The 18371-nt window shown below is 71.0% G+C and carries 16 protein-coding genes; 8 read left to right on the top strand and 8 right to left on the bottom strand.

Features of this window, described 5'->3' with window-relative positions; all coding sequences use genetic code 11:
• Positions 1–422: 422 nt before the first annotated feature.
• From trpS to ABZS54_RS18770, 3 genes are read left to right on the top strand one after another with little or no spacing between them, the layout of a single operon-like run.
• A complete protein-coding gene (gene trpS / locus ABZS54_RS18780) occupies positions 423–1451 on the top strand; it encodes a tryptophan--tRNA ligase (RefSeq protein WP_355536746.1) in 1029 nt (342 codons plus the stop codon).
• 10 nt (positions 1452–1461) lie between these two features.
• Positions 1462–2004, top strand: a complete 543-nt coding sequence (locus ABZS54_RS18775; RefSeq protein ID WP_355536743.1) for a 2'-5' RNA ligase family protein — start codon at positions 1462–1464, stop codon at positions 2002–2004.
• Between the two features lie 30 nt (positions 2005–2034).
• Positions 2035–3087: a YihY/virulence factor BrkB family protein gene (locus ABZS54_RS18770; RefSeq protein WP_355536740.1), complete on the top strand. Its 1053-nt coding sequence runs from the start codon at positions 2035–2037 to the stop codon at positions 3085–3087.
• 252 nt (positions 3088–3339) lie between these two features.
• Here the strand turns inward: ABZS54_RS18770 and ABZS54_RS18765 are convergent, their stop codons facing one another.
• Positions 3340–4419: a D-alanyl-D-alanine carboxypeptidase gene (locus tag ABZS54_RS18765; protein WP_355536737.1), complete on the bottom strand. Its 1080-nt coding sequence runs from the start codon at positions 4417–4419 to the stop codon at positions 3340–3342.
• 236 nt (positions 4420–4655) lie between these two features.
• On the opposite strand from ABZS54_RS18765, the gene ABZS54_RS18760 reads away from it, so the two are divergent.
• Together ABZS54_RS18760 and ABZS54_RS18755 are read left to right on the top strand one after the other, a co-directional pair.
• Entirely contained in the window at positions 4656–4889 is a 234-nt protein-coding gene (locus ABZS54_RS18760) for a hypothetical protein (RefSeq protein ID WP_355536734.1), read from the top strand.
• On the top strand, positions 4886–6175 hold the full coding sequence (locus tag ABZS54_RS18755) for a cytochrome P450 (RefSeq protein ID WP_355536731.1): 1290 nt from the start codon (positions 4886–4888) through the stop codon (positions 6173–6175). Before ABZS54_RS18760 ends, ABZS54_RS18755 begins: the two co-directional genes overlap by 4 nt.
• Before the next feature lie 675 nt (positions 6176–6850).
• On the opposite strand, the gene ABZS54_RS18750 is transcribed toward ABZS54_RS18755, so the two are convergent.
• Complete coding sequence (locus ABZS54_RS18750) at positions 6851–7345, bottom strand: MarR family transcriptional regulator (RefSeq protein WP_355536728.1); 495 nt, start codon at positions 7343–7345, stop codon at positions 6851–6853.
• Positions 7346–7494: 149 nt separating this feature from the next.
• On the opposite strand from ABZS54_RS18750, the gene ABZS54_RS18745 reads away from it, so the two are divergent.
• Entirely contained in the window at positions 7495–8454 is a 960-nt protein-coding gene (locus tag ABZS54_RS18745; protein WP_355536725.1) for an ADP-ribosylglycohydrolase family protein, read from the top strand.
• Positions 8455–8653: 199 nt separating this feature from the next.
• Here the strand turns inward: ABZS54_RS18745 and ABZS54_RS18740 are convergent, their stop codons facing one another.
• Positions 8654–9643: a malate dehydrogenase gene (locus tag ABZS54_RS18740; protein WP_355536722.1), complete on the bottom strand. Its 990-nt coding sequence runs from the start codon at positions 9641–9643 to the stop codon at positions 8654–8656.
• A gap of 232 nt (positions 9644–9875) precedes the next feature.
• On the opposite strand from ABZS54_RS18740, the gene ABZS54_RS18735 reads away from it, so the two are divergent.
• Complete coding sequence (locus ABZS54_RS18735) at positions 9876–11255, top strand: glutamine synthetase family protein (protein ID WP_355536719.1); 1380 nt, start codon at positions 9876–9878, stop codon at positions 11253–11255.
• Positions 11256–11322: 67 nt separating this feature from the next.
• On the opposite strand, the gene ABZS54_RS18730 is transcribed toward ABZS54_RS18735, so the two are convergent.
• From ABZS54_RS18730 to ABZS54_RS18720, 3 genes are all read right to left on the bottom strand, one after another.
• A complete protein-coding gene (locus ABZS54_RS18730; protein WP_355536717.1) occupies positions 11323–11703 on the bottom strand; it encodes a DUF3017 domain-containing protein in 381 nt (126 codons plus the stop codon).
• Between the two features lie 157 nt (positions 11704–11860).
• Positions 11861–12718 (bottom strand): bifunctional methylenetetrahydrofolate dehydrogenase/methenyltetrahydrofolate cyclohydrolase, encoded by an 858-nt coding sequence (locus ABZS54_RS18725; RefSeq protein ID WP_355536715.1) that lies wholly within the window; start codon positions 12716–12718, stop codon positions 11861–11863.
• Positions 12715–14778 carry an FUSC family protein gene (locus ABZS54_RS18720; RefSeq protein WP_355536712.1) on the bottom strand — a complete coding sequence of 688 codons (2064 nt, stop codon included), beginning with the start codon at positions 14776–14778 and terminating at the stop codon, positions 12715–12717. The genes ABZS54_RS18725 and ABZS54_RS18720 overlap by 4 nt, the downstream gene beginning before the upstream one ends.
• Before the next feature lie 362 nt (positions 14779–15140).
• Between ABZS54_RS18720 and ABZS54_RS18715 the strand changes: the two genes are divergently transcribed.
• Positions 15141–15764 carry an RDD family protein gene (locus ABZS54_RS18715; RefSeq protein WP_355536709.1) on the top strand — a complete coding sequence of 208 codons (624 nt, stop codon included), beginning with the start codon at positions 15141–15143 and terminating at the stop codon, positions 15762–15764.
• 81 nt (positions 15765–15845) lie between these two features.
• Here the strand turns inward: ABZS54_RS18715 and purH are convergent, their stop codons facing one another.
• Together purH and purN are read right to left on the bottom strand one after the other, a co-directional pair.
• Complete coding sequence (gene purH / locus ABZS54_RS18710; protein ID WP_355536706.1) at positions 15846–17429, bottom strand: bifunctional phosphoribosylaminoimidazolecarboxamide formyltransferase/IMP cyclohydrolase; 1584 nt, start codon at positions 17427–17429, stop codon at positions 15846–15848.
• Positions 17426–18070 (bottom strand): phosphoribosylglycinamide formyltransferase, encoded by a 645-nt coding sequence (gene purN, locus ABZS54_RS18705; protein ID WP_355536703.1) that lies wholly within the window; start codon positions 18068–18070, stop codon positions 17426–17428. The genes purH and purN overlap by 4 nt, the downstream gene beginning before the upstream one ends.
• Between the last annotated feature and the right edge of the window lie 301 nt (positions 18071–18371).

Here is an 18371-nt window from a genome sequence, read left to right as displayed (position 1 = left end):
GCTCCGGGCGATACACGCTCCGACCGCAGCACGGATCGGCCCGATCGACCGCAGCACGAGGTGAGGCGCACGCGATATCCCCTTCTCGCGAACGGCGGCAGCACGCGGGAGCGCGGGGTTCCCGCGACCCGCGTCGATGTGCCGTGTCGTTGGTGTGGCCGTGCATGGCGGCAGGCCGGTGCATGGCGGCATGCCGGAGCCGCACCCGGTCGTCACCGTGGATGTGCGGTCGACGACCCTCTGTATCGGCCTTGCTCAGCCTAGGTCGCATCCGAAGGGGGAGTAAAGGCGCGAGCGTTGTCCACCACCGCACGATCGTTGCGTGTTTCCCGGGGCGCTCACCCGCTTTGTTGTGCGCCCGGCGCGGGGGTCGCGCGGCTCCCCTGACCGGATCTGCCTCACGCGCCTGAGAGAATGGCGTCATGGCATCGACGCGTCCCCGTGTTCTGTCCGGAATCCAGCCCACCGCGGATTCGTTCCACCTGGGTAACTACCTGGGTGCGATCCGCCAGTGGGTGCCGCTCCAGGACAGCCACGATGCCTTCTACTGTGTGGTCGACCTGCACGCGATCACGGTTCCACAGGATCCGAAGGAATTGCGGGTCCGCACCCGGACGTCCGCCGCGCAGCTGCTCGCGGCCGGCCTCGATCCCGAGCGCTGCACCCTGTTCGTGCAGAGCCACGTGCCCGAGCACGCGCAGCTCGCCTGGATCATGAACTGCGTGACCGGCTTCGGTGAGGCCGCGCGAATGACCCAGTTCAAGGACAAGTCCGCGAAGCAGGGCAGCGACCGCACCACGGTCGGCCTGTTCACCTACCCGGTGCTCCAGGTCGCGGACATCCTGCTCTACCAGGCGGACGCGGTCCCGGTCGGCGAGGACCAGCGCCAGCACCTGGAGCTGACCCGCGACATCGCGCAGCGCTTCAATTCGACCTTCGGTGAGACCTACGTCGTCCCCAAGCCGTTCATCGTCAAGGAGACGGCCAAGATCGTCGACCTGCAGGACCCGACGATCAAGATGAGCAAGTCGGCCTCGGCGCCCAAGGGCATCGTCAATCTGCTCGACGACCCCAAGGTCAGCGCGAAGAAGATCCGCAGCGCGGTCACCGACACCGGCACCGAGGTGCGCTTCGACGAGACCGACAAGCCGGGCGTGTCCAACCTGCTCACCATCCACTCGGCGCTCTCCGGCACCTCGATCGCCGCGTTGGAGGAGCGATTCGCGGGCAGGGGGTACGGCGATCTGAAGAAGGAGGTGGCCGAGGTGCTCGTCGAATTCGTGGAGCCCTTCCAGGACCGCGTGCGCACGTACCTGGACGACCCGGACGAGCTGGACAGGGTGCTCGCCCAGGGCGCGGAGAAGGCTCGCGCGGTGGCGTCCGAGACCCTGGCCAAGACGTACGACCGTGTCGGCTTCCTGCCCCCGGTGACCGGTCGGACGGGAGTCTGAGGCGCAGCACATGGCGAAGCGCACCATCGGGGTGTCGATTGCGATCCCCGAGCCCTACGGCAGTGAGCTCCAGGCTCGCCGCCTCGGGTTCGGGGATCCGCTCGCGAACGCCATCCCGACCCACGTGACCCTCCTGCCGCCCACCGAGGTGGCCGACGAGGCGATGTCCGAGGTCGAGGAACATCTACGCGCGGTCGCCGCCGGCGAGGCCCCGTTCGACATACACCTGCGCAGCACCGGCACCTTCCGGCCGACCTCGCCGGTGGTGTTCGTCCAGGTCGCGCGCGGCATCCCGGAGTGTGAGCGGATCGAGGCCGCGGTGCGATCCGGGCCGCTGGAGCGCGAATTGCACTTCCCGTACCACCCACATGTGACCGTCGCGCACCATCTACCGGACCATATGCTCGACCTCGCATTCGCCGAACTCGTGGACTACGACGCGGTTTTCCCGATCTGGGGCTTCAGTTTGTACGAGCACGGCGCCGACGGGGTGTGGCGTCCGCAACGTGACTTCGCGTTCGGCCAATCGTTGCCGGGTCCTTTGCCCGTGTGACGCCGTCGTGGCCACACGGGAGGTCACAGAGTGGAGTCGCGTGTGGGCCGGGCGTCGGAGGGGCAGCAGTCAGCCGTGGCGATCAAGGAACGGCTGTCGAGGATCCCGGTCATCGGCCCCACGTGGCGGGCGTATGCACGGTACGGCGACCGGCAGGGCAACCGGCTTGCCGCGGCGGTGACCTACTACGGCTTCCTGTCGCTGTTCCCGCTGATCACGCTCGCGGCGGCGGTGGTGGCCGCGACGCTGAACGCGTCCCAGGTCCAACGCATGCAGAACAAGATCTCCGAGCAGATCCCCGGCATCGCGGACAAGCTCGACCTGGACGCGCTGGTGCGCAACGCGGGCGCGGTCGGCGCGATCGGCGGCGTGCTGCTGCTGATGTCGGGGACAGGGTGGGTGGACGCGACTCGGTCGTCGATCCGGGCGATCTGGGACGTGGACGAGGAACCCGGCAACGTGATCGTGCGCAAGACCGCCGACGTGGGCGTACTGATCGGCTTGGGGCTGGCGCTCGCGCTGTCGGTGGGCGCGTCCGCGTTCGCGACCATCGTGATCCAGGAACTCTCCGACTCGATCGGGCTCGAACATCAGCCGGTCGGCCGGATCCTGCTCCAGATCGCCGCGTTCGCGGTCGCGGTCGGCGCGAGCGTGGTGCTGTTCGTCTACCTGCTGGTCGGGATGCCCCGACTGACCATGAGCCGCGCGGTCGCGGTCAAGGGCGCGCTGATCGGCGCGGTCGGCTTCGAGGTACTCAAGCTGTTGGTGTCCGGATACATCTCGGGTGTCGCGAGCAAGAGCGCGTACGGCGCCTTCGCCGTACCGGTCGCGCTGCTTCTGTGGATCTACTTCGTGACCCGGCTGCTGCTGTTCTGCGCGGCGTGGACGGCCAACGCGCAGGAGGCCGCGGAGGCCGAGGAAAACGCCGACGCAGCAGCCGAGAAGGCGGCGGCGGAACCGCCGTTGGACCTGTCCCGATACACCGCGAAGCACTCCCACCCGGCCCGCACGTACGGCCTGGCGATCGCCGGCACCGCCGCACTCGGCATCCTGCTGGAGCGGTTCACCCGAGATCGCTCATAAACCCACTCCAAGCCAAACACCCGCAGCCCGGCCGACGTCCAAGACCACCTTCAAGCCCGAGCCAAACACCCTCAGCCCGCCCGGTGTTCGAGGCCACCCATAAAAGCCCGAGCCAAGCACCTTCAGCCCGGCCGGCGCTTGAGGCCACCCACCAGTCCCGCCGGCGCTTGAGGCCACCCACCAGCCCGGCCGGCGCTTGAGGCCACCCACCAGCCCGGCCGGCGCTTGAGGCCAACTCAAGCCCACCAACGGCTACCGCAGGACGTCGTCCTCGAACCGAACCCCCGAATTCCCCTCGCGCCGCCGAAGGGCGAACAGCACGCCGCCGCCCATCACGAGCGCCGCCGGCACGCCCAGCCCCGCCCACAGCCCCCAGTTGAAGCCCTTGTCCTTCGAAGCGGACGCCGCCTTCGCGGTCTTGGCCTCGCCTCCCTTGGCCTCCGTCGGCTTCGAGCCCTTGTCCTTCTTCTCGCCCGGCACCGAGAGCGGCTCGACCAGCGCGCCGATCGGCTTCGCCTGGGCCAGCACGGCGAAGCCCCAGTCGAGCAGCTTCCCGGTGTCCTCGTAGGTCTTGCCCTTGCCCTCGACGTGCATGAGGCTCACCAGCAGTGTGTGGCCGCCGCGTTGCGCGCCGCCGACGAAGGTGTTGCCGGCGTTGGTGGTGTAGCCGTTCTTGACGCCGATCATGCCGGGATACTGGCCGAGCATCGTATTGGTGTTCTGGATCTGGAACTTGGCCCCCGCCACGCCCGGGAAGTCGGCGACCTTCGTGCTCGCGTAGGACCGGAAGTCGTTGTTCTTGAGCCCCTCGCGGGCGAACAGCGCGAGGTCGTACGCGCTGGAGACCTGCCCGGGCGCGTCATAGCCGTCCGGCGAGACCACGTTCGTGTCGCCCGCCTGGAGCTGCTTGGCTCGCTCGTTCATCTGCTGCACCGTCGCGGACACGCCGCCGTTCATCGCGCACAGCACGTGCACCGCGTCGTTGCCCGAGCGCAGGAAAACGCCCCGCCACAGGTCCTCGACCTTGTAGGTCTCGTTCTCCTTTATCCCGACCAGGCTGCTGCCCTCGCCCAGGTTCTGCAGATCGGCGAGCGCCACCTGGTGGGTGGTGTTCCGGTCGATCTTGGGCAGCACCGTGTCGGCGAACAACATCTTGAGCGTGCTGGCCGGCGGCAGCTTCCAGTGCGGGTTCTTCGCCGCCAGGATCTTGCCGCTGTCCGCGTCCGCGACCACCCAGGCCCAGCCCTCGACTGCGGGCAACGGCGGTACGCCGGGCGGCAGGTCGCTCTGTACGCCGGGCTGGGCCAGACGTGGCCCGCCGACATCGGACATCGGCGTGGACGGCTGCGGCTCCGGGCTGGGACCGGCAGCCCTGGCGGCCGGAGCAAGACCGAACGCGAAAACGAGCGCGGTAGCACAGAACACGGCCGGCTTACGAGAAGCCCGGAACCAATCAAACATGTGATGAGCGTACTGTCGGCCCCCGGCTGCGGTTCGTCAACCGCGCCGCCGCATACTGAACCGGGACAAATTTGCTGAGGTTTTGACCGAGGAACGGGTGCTTCACGTTGAGGATCGGCCGAGGTACTTCCACCTGTCTGGTGTTGTTCGGCATCTGGAGCTGGATCCTGTGGCCGAACTTCCTCAAGAACATCTGGGCCGACGACCGGTCCTGGAACGACGGCGCGACCACGTTCTTCCTGATCCATCTGGCGCTGACGATCGTCTCGTTCGTGGCGGGCAACGCGATCGGCTGGCTCGGCGTCAAGGGCCTGCGCGCGGCGCGGACCCCACAGCCGTGACCGACGACCCCACCCGATGCCCCGCGCACGCGGTGCCGGCCGGACCCGAGTTGTTCTCGCGCGAGTTCATCGCCGACCCATACCCGGCCTACGCACACCTGCGCGAGTACGCGCCCGTGCACCGCACCACGCTGCCCAGCGGGGTCGAGGCATGGCTGGTCACCCGCTACGCGGACGCCAAGCAGGCGCTCGCCGACCAGCGGCTGAGCAAGGACCCGCGGCGCTCGGAGGCGGCCTGGAAACAGGGCAAGGTCGGGGTGCCCGGCGAACAGCGCTCCGGCGTCGGCGCGCACCTGCTCAACCTCGACCCGCCGGATCACACCCGGCTGCGCCGGCTGGTGTCGAAGGCGTTCACGCCGCGCCGGGCCGAGGAGTTCCGGCCTCGGATCCAGGCCCTGACGGACCGGCTGCTCGACGACTTCGCGAGCACCGGCGAGGCCGACCTGATCCACGACTTCGCGTTCCCGCTGCCGATCTACGCGATCTGCGACCTGCTCGGGGTGCCCGAGGAGGACCAGGCGGACTTCCGGACCTGGGCCGGGATGATGATCCGGCACGGCTCGGGTCCGCGCGGCGGGGTGGCCCGGGCGGTGCGGCACATGCGCACGTACCTGGCCGAGTTGATCCATCGCAAGCGCGCGACCCTCACCGATGCGGACGACGACCTGATCTCGGGGCTGATCCGGGCGAGCGACCACGGCGAACACCTGACCGAGGACGAGGCCGCGGCGATGGCCTTCATCCTGCTCTTCGCCGGCTTCGAGACGACCGTCAACCTGATCGGCAACGGCCTGCTCACGCTGCTCACGCACGATGCCCAACGGCTCGCGGTACAGGCCGACCCGGCGCTGCTCGCGCCCACGGTCGAGGAACTGCTGCGCTATGACGGGCCGGTCGAAGTGGCCACGTGGCGGTTCAGCACCACCGAGCTGGAGATCGGCGGCACGTGGATCCCGGCGGGCGAGCCGGTGTTGGTGGTGCTCGCGGCAGCCGACCGGGACCCACGCCGGTTCGCCGAGCCCGATCTGCTGGATCCGGCCCGCGCGGACAACCAGCACCTCGCGTTCGGGCACGGCATCCACTACTGCATCGGCGCACCACTGGCCCGGCTCGAAGGCCGGATCGCGATCGGCACACTGCTGAGTCGGCTGCCGGACGTACGACTTGCCCTGCCCGAGGACGAACTGCGGTGGCGCGGCGGGTTGATCATGCGGGGGTTGCAGCGGCTGCCGGTGACATTCACACCGCAGACGCGCGCGCCGGACGCGGGATCGCCGGCGAGCTGAGCCGACCCACGAGCCGGGGTCCTCGCATGCGGGTCGGGATCGAACGCGGCTCGGGATTTCGGGCGGCCGGATCCGGTTGCCGGGCCGTTCGCACAAACACGGTGGCGGGCCGGTGGATCGTCATCCACCGGCCCGCCGCCGTACCTACCCCCCGACTACCTTTCTCCCCGAGTCGCCCCCGACCCCCTCGTTTCATCGCCCCCCGCGCGCTTCCCCGCCCCTCTTCCCCTGTGCCCGTCCCGCGTTTCCCCTCCGCGTTTCCCCCCACCTGTCCCCCCGCGTTCGCTCCCTCCGCGCCCCCGGCGTGTCTCCTCGGCCGCCGCCGTCCGACCCGTTCCGGCGTTACTTCCCCAAGACGCCTTCGCGGATCATGAGCGGGACCTTCCCCCCTCACCCCCGAGGGACCGGGGCTAGTCGTGCCCGGTGAGTGCGGCGAGTTCGGCGGGAGTGGGTCGGTCGGTCCGAGCGCACGCCGCGCGCCGCTCCCGACGCGTGCCGCCGATCGGACGAATGATGCACCTCATGCCCTGCTCCTGTTCCCCGAGGCGAACCCCTGCGGTTCCGCTCTCAACAGGGACTTGTCTACAGGCAGCCGTTCCCGGCACACAACGGGTGCTTGACACATTTGATCACTAAGAGTGAATCATGGCCATGAGATGGTCAAAGAGGTTTGTTTCAGGCGTGGTTGTCGAACGGCGCGACAAGAGAACGCAAAAGCCCGGCGAGCACCATCTGCTGATCGACCGTCAGGCCGGCCAGGATGGCCCGTTCCTGGCCGAGCAGCTCGGCCATCGCCGCGTCGACCCGATCGCGACCGTCCTCGGTCAGCCGGACCAGCACACCGCGGCGGTCGTCCGGGTCGGGCAGTCGCAGCACCAGGCCCTTGGCGGCGAGGCGGTCGATCCGGTTGGTCATCGTCCCGGAGGTCACCAGGGTCTGGGTGAGCAACTGGCCGGGCGAGAGCTGATACGGCGCACCATCCCGGCGCAGCGCGGAGAGCACGTCGAACTCCCACGGTTCGAGGTCGCGCGCGGAGAACGCGGTACGCCGGGCGCGGTCCAGATGCCTCGCCAGTCGGGTAACCCGGCTCAGTACTTCGAGGGGTTCGACGTCGAGGTCCGGGCGCTCCCGCTTCCATGCCGCGACAAGCCGGTCGACCTCGTCTTTCATGGGATCATTCTAGCGAGTCGTTCGACGCCGAGCCTCTTGATATCGAGATAAGACTGAGCAATATCCGACACTTTCCGGCGGATCCGAGCGACTTCGAGCACCCGGGAAATACCTGGCTCGGGTCGGGCCCGGCCGGCAGGGTGAGGCGCATGAACCGTAGCCGCCCGGACCGTACCCGACGCGTCGCGAACGCCGCTCGTGCCCTGCATGGCCTCGCCCTCGGCGACGCCTTCGGCGAACAGTGGTTCTTCTACAAAGGCGCCGAGTCGACCGACTTTCAGGCCCGCCGGATCGCGCCAAAGGCCAAGCTCTGGCACTGGACCGACGACACCGCGATGGCGCTGTCCGTGCTGCGCATCCTGCACTTGTGCGACGACGTCGACCAGGACGCACTGGCCGCGCACTTCGCCGCGTCCTACACGGCCGACCCGCATCGCGGCTACGGCCCGTCGATGCACGGCGTGCTGCGCGCAATCCACGAGGGCGAGTCCTGGCGCGAGGTGACGCGCCGTCAATTCGAGGGTCAGGGCTCGTGGGGCAACGGTGCCGCGATGCGGGTGGCGCCGCTGGGCGCGTGGCATGCGGACGAGGATCTCTCCCACGTCGCGGCCGAGGCCGAGCGCTCCGCCGAGACCACGCACGCCCACCCGGAGGCGGCGGCGGGCGCCGTCGCGGTGGCGATCGCGGCGGCGCTGGCGACCCGCGGGCGGGACGAACCCGTGCCGGATCCGGTCGAGTTCCTGACCGAGGTGGCCGAGCACACGCCGGAGAGCGACGTAGCCTCCGGCATCCGTACGGCATCCCGGCTGCCGGCCGACTCCTCGGTCCGCAACGCGGCGAGCGTGCTGGGCAACGGCACCCGGATCAGCGCCCCCGACACGGTCCCGTTCGCCCTGTGGACGGCGGCTCACCACCTGGACGCCCTCGACGACGCCCTGTGGGAAACGGCCCGGGGCATGGGCGACGTCGACACGACCTGCGCGATCACGGCCGGCGTGGTGGCATCGCGCACGGGACTGGCCGACATCCACGGCTCCTGGCTCACCGCCCGCGAGCCGGTCCCGGGCTGGGTCGACACGGGCGGCGTGACGCCGGCGGACCGGACCTGAGACCGGGCCCGCCGCCCTCGAACAGGGCCGGCGGCCCACCGCGTCCGGGGATCGAACCCACACACACCGAGGGCGGGCCGTTCGGCCCGCCCTCGATCACCACCACCGACCAGCCGTCATCACCGATCGGCCGTCACCGCGACCGGGAACCGACGCACGGTCCCCGGCCCCGGCCCCGGCTCGGGATCGGATCAGGCGGTCAGATCAGGCCCAGCTCGCGCACCGCGTCGCGCTCCTCGGCCAGTTCCTGCACCGACGCGTCGATCCGGCCACGGGAGAACTCGTTGATGTCCAGGCCCTGGACGATCTCCCACTTGCCGTCCTTGCAGACGACCGGGAAGGACGAGATGAGGCCCTCGGGCACCCCGTAGGAGCCGTCCGAGACGACGCCCATCGAGGTCCAGTCGCCGTCGGCGGTGCCGTTGACCCAGGTGTGCACGTGGTCGATCGCCGCGTTGGCCGCGGACGCCGCCGAGGACGCGCCGCGCGCCTCGATGATCGCCGCGCCGCGCTTGGCGACGGTCGGGATGAAGGTGTCCGCGAGCCAGCTCTGGTCGTCGACCACCTCGGCGGCGTTCTTGCCGGCGATCTGCGCGTGGAAGACGTCCGGGTACTGGGTGGCCGAGTGGTTGCCCCAGATCGTCAGCTTCGCGATGTCGGTGACCGCGACGCCGGTCTTCTTGGCGAGCTGGGTCAGCGCGCGGTTGTGGTCCAGGCGGGTCATCGCGGTGAAGCGCTCGGCCGGTACGTCCGGCGCGTGCTGCTGCGCGATCAGTGCGTTGGTGTTGGCCGGGTTGCCGACCACGAGCACCTTGATGTCGTCCGCGGCACCGGCGTTGATCGCCTCGCCCTGCGGCTTGAAGATGCCACCGTTGGCGGCCAGCAGGTCGCCACGCTCCATGCCCTTGGTCCGCGGGCGGGCGCCGACCAGCAGGGCCACGTTCGCACCAGCGAAGCCGTCGGCCGGGTTGTCGAAGATGTCGATCCCGTCGAGCAGCGGGAACGCACAGTCGTCGAGCTCCATCGCGGTGCCCTCGGCGGCCTTGACCGCCTGCGGAATCTCCAGGAGGCGCAGGCGCACGGGGGTGTCGGGGCCGAGCAGGTGACCGGAGGCGATGCGGAACAGCAGCGCATAGCCGATCTGACCGGCCGCGCCCGTGACGGTGACGTTGACGGGGGTTCGGGACATTGCGCGCGGGTCTCCTCTGCTGCGGCGGGATCCGACGCCGATGGCAGTCCGCCGGTAGCTCGGCATCGAGATACTTTTCGCGGCCACATTACTCCGGCCCCCGGGCCCGCTCCGCCAACCATGGGTGTGAGGTTCGCCCCGAACCGGTTTCCGCCCGCAGGGTTTTCGTTTCGACGGAACCGACCGATAGATTCGTCACTCATCGAAGCCATTCGATCCCGGAGAGTGATACATGCATGCGTCGGACCCGGCCGAGCCGACCCGCGGGCCCACCTCCGGTCCGCTCGGCGCATCGGCGACGGTCGACGCCGCCGCGCCCGACCCGATCGATGTGGTCGCCCTGGGCTGGGTGGACAACGCCGGCATCACCCGGGTCAAGACGATCCCCCATGCACGCCTGGACGCGGTCGCCGCGCACGGCGTGGGCTTCTCCCCCGTGTTCGACGTGTTCCTCGCCGACGACTCGATCACCGCCGGCACGCTGGTCGGCGGGCCGACCGGCGATCTGCGGCTGATCCCCGACCTGGCGGCGCTGCGACCGCTGGCCGCGCAGCCGGGCTGGGCCTGGGCGCCCGGCGACCGCTACACCCAGGACGGCGTGCCGTACGCGGGCTGCCAGCGCACCTTCGCCCGGCGGATGGCCGCGCGCGCCGGGTTGCGCGGATTGTCGCTGCGGATGGGCTTCGAGGTCGAGTGGGTCACCGGCACCGAGGACTCGACCGGCCGCTTCGTGCCCGCCTTCCACAAGGCCGCGTACGGGATGACCCGGGTGGTCAGGGTTTCCGGCCAACTGCGCGAGTTGATCCGCGCGCTCGCCGCCCAGGACGTGAGCGTGTTGCAGGTACACCCGGAGTACGCGGCGGGCCAGTTGGAGGTCTCCGTGGCGCCGCAGGATCCGGTCGGCGCGGCGGACACCACCGTGCTGGTGCGCGAGACGATCCGCGCGGTCGCCGCCCGGCACGGGCACGCGGTCACCTTCGCGCCATGCGTGCTGCCCGGCGAGGTGGGCAACGGCGCCCATCTGCACTTCTCGCCGTGGCGCGACGGGATGAACCTGTGCCACGGCGGCGAGGGGCCGCAGGGCCTGACCCGCGAGGGCGAGTCGTTCCTGGCGGGTGTCCTGCGCGAGTTGCCCGCGCTGCTGGCCATCGGCGCCCCGGGCGCGGCCAGCCACCTGCGGCTGGTGCCGGCGCAGTGGGCGGGCGTGTACCGCTGCTGGGGCCTGGAGAACCGGGAGGCGGCGCTGCGGCTGGTCACCGGAATGGCGGGCGAGCGGCAGCACACGGCGAACGCGGAGCTCAAGTGCTTCGACGCGACGGCCAATCCGTACCTGGTGGTCGGCACGGTGATCGCGGCCGGGCTGGCCGGCATCGAGGACGGGCTGCGGCTGCCCGTGGAGGTGCCGGGCGATCCGTCCGCCGCGGCCGGCGTGCCCAGGCTGCCGGAGTCGCCGGCCGCCGCGCTGGCCGCCCTGGAGGCGAGCGCGGTGCTGCGCGAGGCGCTCGGCGAGACGCTGTTCGACGCGATCACCGCGGTCCGCCGGGCCGAGATCGTCCGTGCCGCCGGGATGACCCCGAGCGAGATCGCCGGCGAGGCGCGCAGGCTGTACTGACGTGCCGTCGGGCCGAGGGAGGTCGGCCTCCCCTCGGCCCGACGTCCGCGAGCCTACGAGCCGCGGGCTACGAACCGGTGCGTTTGGGCACCCACGGCAGATCGATGAGCGGCTCGGGAATGCTCAGTCCCAGAAGCAGTACCGCGGCGCCGAAGAACAGCAGCACACCCACGTCGGTGAACCGGCTGCGCACCGCCAGGACTCCCACGTCGGATACGAACAGCCGCAGTATCGCGGCGACCAGGAAGGTGCCCGCGATCAGGATCGCAGCGATCCGGAAGCCGTCGAGCGCGGCGGTCAACAGGGCTGCGATCAGGCAGCCGAAGACCACCATCGCGGGCCACTCCCGCAGCGCCCCCGGCCCGGCCGGCGAGGCACCGCCCTCGGGCAGGTAGGTGCCCGGCTCCTTCTTCCTGCCGTCCTTGCGTCGCCCCCGAGCGGTTGCCACAGGTCCCACCTCTCCTCGTCTGGTGCCGCGCCCGGCGACGTTCACCCCGTCGCTGCGCCCGGCATGAGCGAGACCGCGTCGGCTCCGGGCCGGGCGGGCGCGGATAGGCGGGCGCCCACGATCGCGCCGCCCGGACCCGGGGTCCGACGCGGTTCGATCACAGGCTGGTGACCTGCCGCTCGGCGGCCTCGATGACGTTGGTGAGCAACATCGCGCGGGTCATCGGACCCACCCCGCCGGGCATCGGGGCCACCCAGGCGGCCTTCTCGTAGGCCTCCGGGTGCACGTCGCCGACCAGCCCCTGCTCGGTGCGAGTGATGCCCACGTCCAGCAGCACCGCGCCGGGCTTGACCATGTCCGCGCTGATCAGGCCGGGCACGCCGGCCGCGGCGACGACGACGTCCGCCTGGAGCACGTGGAACGGCAGTTCCTTGGTGCCGGTGTGGCACAGGGTCACCGTGGCGTTCTCGGTGCGTCGGGTGAGCAGCAGGCCGATCGGGCGGCCGACGGTGACGCCTCGGCCGATCACACACACCTCGGCACCGTTGATCTCGATGTCGTGCCGGCGCAGCAGCTCGACGATGCCACGCGGGGTGCACGGCAGCGGCGCCTCCTGGCCGAGCACCAGCCGGCCCAGGTTCGTCGGGTGCAGGCCGTCGGCGTCCTTGTCCGGGTCCATCAGCTCCAGGACCCGGTTGGCGTCCAGGTGCCGGGGCAGCGGGAGCTGGACGATGTAGCCGGTACAGGCCGGGTCCGCGTTGAGCTCGCGGACCACGTCCTCGACCTGCTCCTGCGTCGCGTCGGCGGGCAGATTGCGCTGGATGCTCGCGATGCCCACCTGGGCGCAGTCGCGGTGCTTGCCGCGCACGTACGAGTGGCTGCCGGGGTCGTCGCCCACGAGCACGGTGCCCAGACCCGGCGTGATGCCTCGGGCCTTCAGTGCCTCGGCCCGAACGGCCAGTTCGGCTTTGATGGCGGTGGCGGTGGCCTTGCCGTCGAGGATCTGCGCCTTCAAGTTCTGTCTCCTGGTCCACGGTTTGGGGCCGGTCGCTGCGATTGTCCCGTATCCGCGCCGGTCGCGCGGCGGGCCCCGTGCAGAAGCCGGGCGGGCGGGGCCAGGATGCGCCGCTGGACGAACGCGGGCAGTTGCCGGGCGGGCAGTGGTTCGTTCGCCCGGGCGATCGTGCGGCCCAGTCGCTTCAGGTGTTGGCGCAGCACCGGATGCCCCCACAGATCCGGTGGCTCGGGCAGTGTCGGAGCGCGCCGCTCCTCGGCCGCCGAGGCCAGTTCGGCCAGGTAGGTGTCCAGCCGGTCCAGGTCGTCCGCGGGGATCGGTTCGGGTGGCTCGGTGCGGTAGGTCTCGGGCGCGGTCATCAGCCGGTAGCCGAGCCGCTGGGTGGTCACGATCGCGGGCCACAGCCGCTCGGCGTCCAGTCGACGGCCGGTGAATTCGCCCAGTGCCGCCTCGTACACACTCCACAGGTCGAGCAGTTCGCGCCGGGCCGCCCGGCGGGTGCTGCCCCAGGCACGATCGTCCACGATCTGCCCGGTGACCGTGGCCCGCAGCAGCATCGCCTCGGCCCGGATGGTCCGGCCGAGTTGGCGCGGCAATCTGGTCGCGGACGCGCGCGGCCACAACACCAGGCTCGCGGTCAGGCCGACGGCCAGGCCCAGGACGGTGTCGATCACGCGAGTGGCGGCCAGGTCGCCCACGTGCGCACCGGGTTGGCCGGTGGCGGCCAGGAAGAGGCCGACGGGGGTCACACACGCGGCGCCCACGGCGAGGTTGCGGGCGATCACGGTCTGCGTCGCACCGAACAGCAGCGCGACGGCGACCACCACGAGCCATCGGTTGGGCATCAGGTCGTGGAAGAACAGCGCGATCACCGCGACGCCCACGAGCGTGCCGATCGCCCGTTGCAGCACCCGGCCGAAGTCGAGCACGACGTTGCCGCCCTGGAGCGCGGCGCCGGCCGCGATGGCCACCCACACCGGGTGCACCACCGGCAGCAGCGCCGCGGCCAGCGTCGCCGAGCCGACGCCCAGCCCGGTGCGCAGCGCGGTCGGCGGGACCAGGGACGAGCGGTCGAACGCCGCGCGCATGCGCTCGCCGGCGGTGGGCCGTCGGCCCGGGATGATCTCGCCCTCCTTGACCGCCGGTTGACCGGCCGCCGCGGCGGCGGCCCTGAGTACCGTGCGCAGGTAGCGTTCGGCGGCGGTCTCGGTGTCGGCGAGCACCGCGGGCATGACCGGGACCAGTTTGGGCTTCCCGACCGCGCCGGCCAGTGCGCGCACGGTGTCCGCGATCTCCGGCGGCAGTGGCCTGGTTCGCTCCACGGCGAACAGTTGTGCGGCCTGGAACAGGTCGAGCGCGCGCCGGCACAACACCCGCAGCCGACGGGCCTCGCCGGTGCGCCGATTGCGCTTGGTGTCCGCGCGCAACACGCTCACCCACGCGCTGTGCACCGTCTCGGACGCACGGTGTCGGGCGGCGTCGCTGGGCTTGTCGCCGATCGAGGCGAAGAAGTCGGCGAGCGCCTCGAAGCAGGCCGCCAGCGCCATGTGCTCGGGGTGGCGCGGACGGACCAGCCAGCCCGACATCGACACGAGCCACGCGCCGGCGGCGCCCACGAGCACCAGTGCGGCCCGCTCGGGGACCATGTCCGGTTGGTGTGGCAGGAAGGCGCCCATCGCACAGACCAGGGTGAACATGTATCCGCCGGGGCGGTCCACCTGCAACGCACCGCACAAGAAGGTGGCGACGGCGGCGACCATGGTGATCACCGGCACGTACAGGAACGCGGTGCCGGCCGCGAGCGAGCCCAGGGTCAGCGCCAAAGCCAGGCCCAAGCCGACCAGCGCGAGGGTGATCGCCCGGCGCGCGTACGGCTCCTTGGCCGCGTACAGGACGGTGTAGCCGCCCAGCGCGGCGAACGTACCGTAGCCGACGCCCAGGGTCACCGTGACGATCGCGAACGGGATGCCCACGCCGAGCGCGGCACGCACCCCGGCCGCCCAGGTGAAGCGCTTGCCGGTGAGCGTGACCAGCGGCCTGATCTGGTTCTGCGGGCCCATTTCGGGCGGATGTACCGCCGGGAACGGGGGCAGCGTGGGTGGGTCCGAGGAGGCCGCCGAGGGCCCTGGTGGCAACGCGAGTGCTGTGCGTTGCGGCTGGGGTCCCGGGGTCGCCTGATCCTGCATCCTCCTATGCAACGCACCTTTCGCCGGGAATGCCAAGTCCCTCTTCATGATCCCGATCACCGGACCCGACAAAGGCCTACCGGGTGCCAACGGTCTCGGTGTAAGGTGCCGCCTCCAACAGGCTCCCGGGTGGTGGGGGCGACGCCGGGCCCGTTACGGCGCTCGCGTGTCGACGAAACCCGGGTCCATCGGCGTCGCGTACCGCGGGTGCGCGCGTTCTCAGGGGAGAGTTCCGCATGTCCCAACCTCCGGGTCCGTACGGCCCGCCGCCCGGCTACGGCGCCGAGAGCCAGGGTTACGGCCAGGCCGCCTACGGTCAGCCGGCGTACGGCCAGCCGGGCCCTGGCCCGCAGGTCGGCTACGGCCAGCCCAACGGCTACGGCCCGCCGCAGAACCTCGGCGACTACTGCGCGAGTTGGGGCCGCCGCGTGAGCGCGAGCCTCCTCGACGGACTCGTCGTGATGCTGGTCGGAATCCCGCTGATCGGCGGGTTCTTGTGGTTCGGAAGCCAGAGCACCGTGACCGAGCACCTCGACGGGAGCGAGACGACCAGCTACGACGGCGGTCCCGGCCCGATCGTGCTGATGTTCGTCGGCGGCCTGGCAATGTTCGCCTTCGGGCTCTGGCAGCTCTACCGCCAGGGCAAGACCGGCCAGACCATCGGCAAGGGCGCCGTCGGGATAAAGGTGCTGCGCGAGAACGACGGGATGCCCACCGGCTTCGGGATGGCCTTCGTCCGCCAGATCGCACACTTCCTGGACTCGATCGCGTGCTACGTCGGCTGGTTGTGGCCGCTGTGGGACTCGAAGAAGCAGACGTTCGCGGACAAGGTCTGCTCGACGGTCGTGGTCAAGGTCTGAGCACCACCGCACCGAGCGCGCGAGGCGCGACCCCACCGGGGTCGCGCCTCGCGTGTGTTTCGGCCGGCCGATGCCGTCGGCTCAGTGGAAGAAGTGCCGGGTCCCGGTGAAGTACATGGTGATCCCGGCCGCGCGGGCCGCGTCGATCACCTGTTCGTCGCGGACCGAACCGCCGGGCTGGACCACCGCCCGCACCCCGCCCGCGATCAGCACCTCCAGGCCGTCGGCGAACGGGAAGAACGCGTCGGACGCGGCAACCGAGCCGGCCGCCCGCTCCCCGGCCCGCTGCACGGCCAGCTTGGCCGAGTCGACCCGGTTGACCTGGCCCATGCCCACGCCCACGGTGGCGCCGCCGGACGCGAGCAGGATCGCGTTGGACTTGACCGCACGCACCGAGCGCCAGGCGAACACCAGGTCGCGCAGCGTCTCGTTGTCGGCGGGCTCACCGGTGGCCAGCGTCCAAGCCGCCGCGTCGTCGCCGGGCGCCTGGTAGCGGTCCGTGTTCTGCAGCAGCAGCCCGCCGTCGATCTGACGGAACTCGGCCGGCGTGCGCGGCGCCTGGGGAGCGCGCAGCACCCGGATGTTCTTCTTGCGGGCGAGCACCTCGACCGCGCCGTCCTCGTAGTCCGGCGCGACGATCACCTCGGTGAAGATCTCCGCGACCTGCTCGGCCATCGCCACGCTCACCGGTCGGTTGACCGCGATCACGCCGCCGTAGGCGGAGACCGGGTCGCTCGCGTGTGCCTTCAGGTGCGCCTCGGCGACGTTCTCGCCGATCGCGATCCCGCACGGGTTGGCGTGCTTGATGATCGCCACGCAGGGCTGCTCGTGGTCGTACGCGGCGCGCCGTGCCGCGTCGGTGTCCATGTAGTTGTTGTAGGACATCTCCTTGCCGTGGAATTGCTCGGCGCCCGCGAGGCCGCCGGTGCCGTCCACGTACAGGGCCGCGGCCTGGTGCGGGTTCTCGCCGTAGCGAAGCACGTTCTCCCGGCGACGGACCGAGCCGAGGAAGGCCGGGAAGCTCTCCTCGTCGGCCGGCGCGTAGCTGTTCGAGAACCAGGAGGCGACCGCGACGTCGTACGCGGCGGTGTGCCCGAACGCCTCGCCCGCGAGCCGCTTGCGCTGCGCCAGGTCGAAGCCGCCGGCCTCGATCGCGGCGAGCACGTCGGCGTAGCGGTCCGGGCTGGTCACCACCGCGACGGAGGGGTGGTTCTTGGCCGCGGCGCGGACCATCGACGGACCGCCGATGTCGATCTGCTCGACGCACTCGTCCGCGGTCGCGCCCGACTCGACGGTCTGCGTGAACGGGTACAGGTTGACCACGACCAGGTCGAACGGTCGTACGTCCAGCTCTTCGAGCTGCGCGCGGTGCGACTCCAGGCGCAGGTCGGCCAGGATTCCGGCGTGCACGCGCGGGTGCAGGGTCTTGACCCGGCCGTCCAGGCACTCCGGGAAACCGGTCAGTTCCTCGACCTTGGTCACGGGCACGCCCGCGGCGGCGATCCGTGCGGCGGTGGAGCCGGTGGAGACCAGTTCGACACCGGCCGCGTGCAGGCCCTGGGCCAGCTCCTCCAAGCCGGTCTTGTCGTACACGCTGATCAACGCGCGGCGGATCGGGCGGCGTGCCTGGTCCTCATTGCTGGGGGTGGGGGCGGCGGAAGTCATGCGGGGATCCGGACCTTTCTTCCTTCGATGCGGTAGCCCTCGCGGGCCAGCCGGCCCACGACCTCGACGAGCAGGGTGCGCTCGACAGTCTTGATGCGCTCGTGCAACGCCTCGCCGCCGTCGGCGTGATCGCCGTCCTCGACCGTGACGACGCCCTGAGCGATGATCGGCCCGGTGTCCACGCCGGCGTCCACGAGGTGGACCGTGCAACCGGTCACCTTGGCGCCGTACGCGAGCGCGTCCCGGACGCCGTGCGCGCCGGGGAACGAGGGCAGCAGTGCGGGGTGGGTATTGACGGTGCGTCCCTCGAAGCGGGCCAGGAAACGCGGGCCCAGGATCTTCATGAAGCCGGCCGAGACCACCAGATCGGGTTCGTGCGCGGCAACCGCGTCGGCGAGCGCGGCGTCCCAGCCGGCCCGGTCCGCATGGTCGCCCACCCGTTCGACGAAGGTGGGGACACCGGCCCGCTCGGCCCGGGTCAGCCCCACGATGTGCTCGCGGTCGGCGCCCACGGCCACCACGCTCGCGCCGTACGCGGGATCCGCGCACGCGTCGAGCAGGGCCTGGAGATTGGTACCGGAGCCGGAGACCAGGACGACGAGCCGGGCCGGCCCGGGGGTGCGCGGGGCGTGAACGGCCACTGCTTTTCGGCTCTTTCCGGAAGGGAACGGCGGGAGGGGCGCCACCGGGATTCGGGCTCTCGCCGGGATCTCGCACGGGTCCGACGGGCGTTCCCCGACAGGAGGCGGGAACACGGAGCGGCGCCCGTACGTCGGCAACGATAGCGTCAGGGGGTAGGCAGTACCGAACCGGCGGGGTGGGATGCCGGCGACGGGGCGGATGACAGGGCCTTGGGGCCACTCGGCGCCGCCGCCCGGCTACGGTGCACCCCGCACACGTACGATCCTGGGAAGGGAATCCCGCGATCCGGCACGACGAGGG

It is taken from the genome of Embleya sp. NPDC005575 (assembly GCF_040605455.1).
Lineage (GTDB): Bacteria > Actinomycetota > Actinomycetes > Streptomycetales > Streptomycetaceae > Embleya.
This window is presented reverse-complemented; position numbering and strand designations above follow the sequence as displayed.